Annotated in this window: 6 protein-coding genes, 1 tRNA gene and 1 pseudogene; 4 read left to right on the forward strand and 4 right to left on the reverse strand. The window is 67.1% G+C overall.

Translation table 11 applies throughout. The features are described from left to right. Positions 1 to 152 precede the first annotated feature (152 nt). A pseudogene (locus GRI72_RS14435) lies at positions 153 to 1,449 on the forward strand (IS110 family RNA-guided transposase). Positions 1,450 to 1,651: 202 nt separating this feature from the next. Here the strand turns inward: GRI72_RS14435 and GRI72_RS14440 are convergent. Both GRI72_RS14440 and GRI72_RS14445 read right to left on the reverse strand, forming a co-directional pair. Further along, entirely contained in the window at positions 1,652 to 1,993 is a 342-nt protein-coding gene (locus GRI72_RS14440; RefSeq protein ID WP_202389140.1) for an Arm DNA-binding domain-containing protein, read from the reverse strand. Positions 1,994 to 2,159: 166 nt separating this feature from the next. After that, positions 2,160 to 2,246 (reverse strand) — tRNA-Leu (locus GRI72_RS14445). A 178-nt stretch (positions 2,247 to 2,424) separates the two neighbouring features. On the opposite strand from GRI72_RS14445, the gene GRI72_RS14450 reads away from it, so the two are divergent. Beyond that, complete coding sequence (locus GRI72_RS14450) at positions 2,425 to 3,375, forward strand: complex I NDUFA9 subunit family protein (protein WP_160734601.1); 951 nt, start codon at positions 2,425 to 2,427, stop codon at positions 3,373 to 3,375. 9 nt (positions 3,376 to 3,384) lie between these two features. On the opposite strand, the gene GRI72_RS14455 is transcribed toward GRI72_RS14450, so the two are convergent. Both GRI72_RS14455 and GRI72_RS14460 read right to left on the reverse strand, forming a co-directional pair. Further along, on the reverse strand, positions 3,385 to 3,888 hold the full coding sequence (locus GRI72_RS14455; RefSeq protein WP_160734602.1) for an NfeD family protein: 504 nt from the start codon (positions 3,886 to 3,888) through the stop codon (positions 3,385 to 3,387). A gap of 3 nt (positions 3,889 to 3,891) precedes the next feature. Then, positions 3,892 to 4,908 (reverse strand): SPFH domain-containing protein, encoded by a 1,017-nt coding sequence (locus tag GRI72_RS14460; RefSeq protein ID WP_407675060.1) that lies wholly within the window; start codon positions 4,906 to 4,908, stop codon positions 3,892 to 3,894. A gap of 172 nt (positions 4,909 to 5,080) precedes the next feature. Between GRI72_RS14460 and GRI72_RS14625 the strand changes: the two genes are divergently transcribed. Continuing rightward, entirely contained in the window at positions 5,081 to 5,434 is a 354-nt protein-coding gene (locus tag GRI72_RS14625) for a hypothetical protein (protein ID WP_202389141.1), read from the forward strand. A 218-nt stretch (positions 5,435 to 5,652) separates the two neighbouring features. After that, entirely contained in the window at positions 5,653 to 6,018 is a 366-nt protein-coding gene (locus GRI72_RS14470; RefSeq protein ID WP_160734604.1) for a response regulator, read from the forward strand. The last annotated feature ends 490 nt before the right edge of the window (positions 6,019 to 6,508 follow it).

Consider the following 6,508-nt stretch of genomic DNA (forward strand, 5'->3'; position numbering starts at 1 on the left):
TAGCACATTGGGAAGCTGGCTCTCGAAGGCAGCGCTCGCCTTGATGGAGACAAGGGCGCGTAGCGCCCGCAGGCTTCATCAAGGCGGTCATGACCGGTCATCAGGTCTCTAAAGTGAAGTTGTCGACTCAACACTTTGGAGGCAGACCGACCATGACCAAGCTCAGTTCTACACCCGCCGATGCCGTGCTGGTAGCCATCGATATGTCCAAGCACCGCCAGGAGGTCCTCATCGAACGCCCGGAGGGCGGGCGGCGACGGCGTATGACAGTGATGGCGACGAAGACCGATTACGACCGCCTTGCGTCCGTTCTGGCTGATATTGGCAGACCGATTGTCGTCGGCTTCGAGGCGACCGGTAACTATCACCGCACCTTGGCGCACCGCTTGCTCACAGCAGGTTTCGAGCTGCGCCTGATCTCGTCCGTAGCCTTGGCCCGGACCCGAGAGGCTCTACATAATGGCTGGGACAAGAACGACTCCAAGGACGCGCAGGTGATCCTGCATATGCTGCGGATTGGCGCCACCCAGCGCTACGTCGATCCGCTTGCCGCCGGGATTAACGATCTGCAGGAGATGTCGAAGACACACGAGGCCATCTCCAAAGCCAAGACCCAGACCTGGCACCGGATCCTGACCCATTACCTGCCGCTCTACTTCCCAGAGATCGAGCGCTTCGCCGGCAACAGCAGGTCTGATTGGTTTCTTGCCTTGCTCGAGCGGTTTCCGACGCCCGGGAGCATGACAGCGCTTGGCCAGGAAGCATTCACGCGCGAGGCGTGGTCACTGGTCGGCCGCAAGGTCTCCAAGGCTCGATTAATCAACGATATTTACGAGACCGCCTGCGCATCCGTCGCACTGCCGGTCGATGAGGATTCTGTGGCGATTGCCATGTTTCGCATGGTCATCGCGCAAGCGCGCAGTCTGATCCGCCAACGTGACGAGATCGAGCGAGCCGCCCATGCCATGCTCAGCGAGAACCGTGACTACCAGCTGCTTCGTATGATCCCTGGCATCGGCCCGATCAACGCGCTGACCATCCTCGCCGAGGCCGGGGACCTTCGACGGTTTGCCCACCATCGCCAGTTCCTCAAGTTCTGCGGGCTCGATCTGGCCACCTGCCAGTCCGGCACATTCCGCGGTCGGACCAAGCTTTCCAAGTATGGTAATGCTCGGTTGCGCCGCACTTTCTGGATGGCCGCACAAGTCGCCGCTCGCCAACGCGACAACAGCTTTCGCGATAAGCTGGGCCGATACATGGAAGGACACGCCAACGACCCCGATCGCCGCCGCAAGGCAATGACTGCACTCACCGCCAAGATGGCGCGCGTCGCGCACGCCGTCATCAAGACGGGAACCGAGTACCGCCCGTTCCTCGAACGGGCGGACACCAGATGGAAGGACCCCTCTCTGCTGTGCCGTGAGGGCGCAACTGCGACCCTGTAGATAATGTTCGGGCCTTCCATCTGGCATCCGCATCTCATTTTAAGGACGGTTAGGACCACGACCGATGCGGCCGCTGGATCCTGTGTTTGCTATGGCCGAGAGCGCATTCCTTGACGATGGAAGCCATCTGGATCAAAAAGACATTTGCGCCGGTCATGATCGGCGCAACGAGACCTGCTGGCCTTGTCCCACAGCTGCTTCCCGACCTAGGACGTTGTCTGTTCAATATACTCACGTGCGACTGCCTCGAACGTCTGTGCAGAAAGGAACTCGGCGCGGATTTTCCGCTTCCGCTTCTCAAAGGCCGGGTCGCCGCCAGAAGCAACAGCTCGTCGTGCCTCGTAGGCCACGTCTCGCGCTTGCTTGAGGCTTATGTCGGGATAGCTGCCGATGCAGAGCTTCTTTTGCGCACCGCCGATCCGGTATCGGAATCGCCAAAGCTTGCCGCCGGTCGGCGTGACCTCGACATATAGGCCGCGCTCATCGGTTACCTTGTACGGCTTATCTTTGGGCTTGAGTGCGCGGAGGCGAGTATCTGTCAGCGGCATGTGGGGGCCTTTCAAATGTGGGCTTTTGCGAAAAGACCTCAAAAGGCCCACAAAAGTGTCTGGAACGGCCGAGATTGGGCGGGACATTCCGAGACGATCCAAGGGCGGAATCCCTAGGATTTCTGCGGGTTTTATAGATTATTTGGGAGAACGTGAGAAGAACAAATGGTGCCCAGAAGAGGACTCGAACCTCCACGGGGTTGCCCCCGCCGCCACCTGAAGACGGTGCGTCTACCAATTCCGCCATCTGGGCACGGATGCGAGCGGGTCTTCGTCGTCCTGCTCGCGGGTAGGGGCGCGCCACTAGCGAAGGCGGGGGGGACTTGTCAACGCCTTCCGCGCGTGGTGCGGGGGCGGTTGCGGCCCGCGGCGCATTGGGGCAATGCGGCGGCGGAGTCGCGAACGACGCGCAAACGAAACGGCACGAGACAATGGCAGCAAAAGATCCCCTTCACGGCAAGCTGGTGACGCTGACGGGCGGCAGCGGCTTCTTCGGGCGCCACGTGGCCCAGGCCCTGCTGGAACGCGGCGCGCGCCTGCGCATCGCCAGCCGCGATCCGCGCAAGGCCCATTCGCTGAAGCCGCTGGCCAACCTCGGCCAGATCGCCTTCATGCCCTGCGACGTGCGCGACCCGGCCCAGGCCGAGGCCGCGGTGCGCGGGGCCGATGCCGTGGTGAACCTGGTCGGCGCCTTCGAAGGCGACCTGATGAAGCTGATCTGCGGCGGCGCGCGCAACGTCGCCCGGGCCGCGGCCGAACACGGTGCAGGCACCTTCGTCCACATCAGCGCGATCGGGGCCGATGCCGGCTCCCCCGCCAGCTATGCCGAGGCGAAGGCCCGCAGCGAGGACGCCGTGCTGGAGGCTTTCCCGCGCGCGACCGTCCTGCGCCCCTCGATCCTCTTCGCCGAGAACGGCGGCTTCGTGAACATGCTGGCCGATATCATCGCGACGTTCCCCGTCGTACCCGTCTTCGCGCCCGAGGCCAGGCTGCAGCTGCTGTTCGTGGACGACGCGGCCGATGCCGTGGCCGCGGCGCTGGCCGATCCGGCGCGCCACGCGGGCAAGACATACGAGATCGCCGGGCCCGAGGCGCTGGAAGTGATGGAGCTGCACCGGCGGATCGCCCGCGGCCAGGGGCGCAAGCGGCATTTCCTGCCCGTGCCCGACAGCCTGGCCCGGGTCTTCGCCGCGCTGCCGGGCACCCCGATGAACGAGGACCAGTGGGCCCTGCTGCGCCAGGGCAATACCCCGTCGGGCAAGCTGCCGGGGCTCGACAAGCTGGGCGTGCAGCCGCGCCCGCTGGGGCTGTTCCTCGATCGCTGGATGACCCGCTATCGCAAGCACGGCCGGTTCGCCGACCGGGTGCGCAGCGCGGCCTGACCGGGCGGCCTAGCCGCCGCCGGGCGGCGGGCTCTGCACCGGCGGGACGGTGCCCTCGTCGGCGAGCAGGGTCAGCGGCTCGACCAGCAGGACCGAGCCTTCGTGCCCGATGATGCGCACTCGCTGGCCCGCGGCGATATCGGCCCCGCGCGCGAGCCATTCGCTGTCGCCGTGGCGAATGCGGCCGGTCCCGCCTTCGAAGGCCTGGGTGACGAGCGCGGTTTCGCCGATCAGCCGCCCGCCGCGCCTGTTGAGCAGCGGATCGGCCCCCACGATCGGCCTGTCGCGCAGAAGGCGCCGGGCGGAAAAGGCCAGGATCAGCGCGAGGAAGACGAAGTTGGATACCTGCACCGCCAGGCCCAGGTCGAGCACGAAGGTCAGCGCGCCGGTGATGATCGCCGCCGCCGCCAGCCAGATCAGGTAGACCCCGGGAACGAGCAGTTCGAGCGCCGCCAGCGCGAGGCCGATCGCGATCCAGACCCAGGGCGGATCGAGCGAATCGAGCCCGCCCATGCGCTAGCCCCCTTCGCCGGTGCGCGGCACGCTGGCCGAAGGGGTGCGGCCGCCGCGCGGGGGCAGCGGGGTCCCGCGGTCGCCGGGCGCGGCCTTCGCCCCGCCCTCGCCGCTGCCGACCGCCTCGCGCACGAGCTCGCCGATCCCGCCGAGCGAGCCGATCAGCTGGGTCGCCTCGACCGGGAACAGGATCGTCTTGGCATTGGGGCTGGTCGCGAACTGGCCGACCGCCTTGGTATATTCCTGCGCCACGAAGTAGTTGATCGCCGCGTTGCCGCTCTGCGCGATCGCGTCGGAGACCATCTGCGTCGCCTTGGCCTCCGCCTCCGCCGCGCGTTCGCGCGCCTCGGCATCGCGAAAGGCCGCCTCGCGCTTGCCCTCCGCCGAAAGGATCGCGCTCTGCTTCTCGCCCTCGGCGCGCAGGATGCGGCTCGCGCGGTCGCCTTCGGCCTCGAGGATCTCGGCGCGCTTCAGGCGCTCGGCCTTCATCTGGCGGGCCATGGCCTCCGAGATGTCGACCGGCGGGCGGATGTCCTTGATCTCGACCCGGGTGATCTTGACGCCCCAGGGCGAGGTGGCGTGATCGACCACCGCCAGCAGGCGGGCGTTGATCTCGTCGCGCTTCGACAGGGTCTCGTCGAGGTCCATGCTGCCCATCACCGTGCGCAGGTTGGTCGTCGTCAGCGCCATGATCGCGGCATAGAGGTTGTGCACCTCGTAAGCGGCCTTGCCGGCGTCAAGCACCTGGAAGAAGACGACCGCGTCGACGCCGACCATCGCGTTGTCTTTCGTGATGATTTCCTGCCCCGGGATGTCGAGCACCTGCTCCATCATGTTGACCTTCTGGCCGACCCGGTCGACGAAGGGGATGATCAGGTGGAACCCCGGCTCGGCCGCGAGCGTGTACTTGCCCAGCCGCTCGATCGTATAGACATATCCCTGCTTCACCACGCGCACCGCCATCAGCAGGAACAGCACGGCCAGGACCAGCAGCATTATCAGCACGATGCCCATGGGCATTTCTCCTCCACAACCCCGCCTGCCATCGTAGCGCGCGCGGGGGCCGGGGCAAGCGAAACCGGCAGCCGCCAGGGGCCTGCCCCGCATTGCCGGCCGGCGAGGCCGAACGTTACCATTCGGCAAGAATTGCCCACTAGCCTCGCCGCCGACAGCAAGGATCGGGGGCTCGCGCGTGATCGAAATCGAGGTCCAGAACGAAACGCACCAGACGCAGGACCGGTTGCGCTTCGCAGCCGTCCCCCGGATCGGAGAGGGCATCCGCCTGCGCGAGCCGGACGGGTGCTGGGCATCCTACGACGTGCTCGACGTCTGGTACCAGAAGGCCGAGTTCGGCGACGTCTGGGTCCCCTATCTCCACGTCTGCATGACCCCCGACGAACAGCCCGCGGCCCCGCCTGCGCCGCCCGCCCAGGCGGCGCGCGCGCCCGGGCCGGGGGGCGCGCCGCGCTCGCCGCTCGCCGATCGCCCGGCCGGGCCCGACGCGGCGATCTGGGGGGAAGAGGAGGTGCCGCCATTCACGGGCTGATCAAACGTTCGCGCAAGCCCGGCGGCAACCGCGCGCAGGGCCGCGCGCCGGCGCCGGAAGGCAACGCGCCTGCCGCCGTCCCGCCTGTCGCGGCGGCGGGCTCGACCCCGTCCCCGGCGCCGACCCAGGCCGCCGCCCCGGCTCCCGCGGCGGACGACACCACGCGCCGGATCGTGGCGGAAGCGCGCGCCGCCGCCGCCGCGCGGGCGCAGACGCGCCTGCGCCGGTGCCTGGTGGTCGACGATTCGCGCATGATCCGCAAGCTCGCCCGGCGGATCGTCGAGGGGCTCGGCTACGAGGCGGCCGAGGCGGAGAACGGCGAGGAAGCGCTGGCCCGCTGCAAGGCGGCAATGCCCGACCTGGTGATCCTCGACTGGAACATGCCGGTGATGAGCGGGATCGAATTCGTCACCCGGCTGCGCGCGACCCCGGCCGACCGCGTGCCGCGGGTGATCTTCTGCACGTCCAACGCGCAGGCGGGCGACATCCACAAGGGCATTTCCGCCGGTGCCGACGACTACGTGGTCAAGCCGTTCGACGAAGCCACGCTGCGCGCCAAGCTCCGCGACCTGGGAATGGCCTGAGACGCCGCGGCGACTCGCCTCTGGCACATTCCCCTTGACATTTCTAACCATTTTGGTTATGTAGTGAGGGCCAGTCCAGGCTGGCTGCAGCGACGGGGGCAAAGCGTGTACGCGTCACGTCTGGCCGCTTCGTCCATACGGCCGGTGCCTCGGGGGGCTAGTGACCGCTCGATAAAGCACCCCTGTGCCGGGATGCGAGGACATGGGAACCCGGGTTCGCTCTTCGCGGTGGCCCTCAACGCCGCGAACGACACGAACCCTGGTTCCAACGGACGCTGGTTCCAACGGACGGGGCAAGCGCGAGCCCTGGCCCTGTCCGCGCCTCGCATTCCTCGAAGGGCCGAGCGGGAGGTTGAAGGCAACCCCTCCCGCCACTCGCAAGGATGTTGCCAAGGCAACCCTGTGACGCCCAGGTGGCAATCCTGTGATGCCCAGGCGGCACCGGCCGGTTCCGTCCGCTTGCCTTTCCTCCCGGCGTAACCGTCCGCAC

Origin of the sequence: Pelagerythrobacter marinus, assembly GCF_009827515.1 — a bacterium.
Lineage (GTDB): Bacteria > Pseudomonadota > Alphaproteobacteria > Sphingomonadales > Sphingomonadaceae > Pelagerythrobacter > Pelagerythrobacter marinus.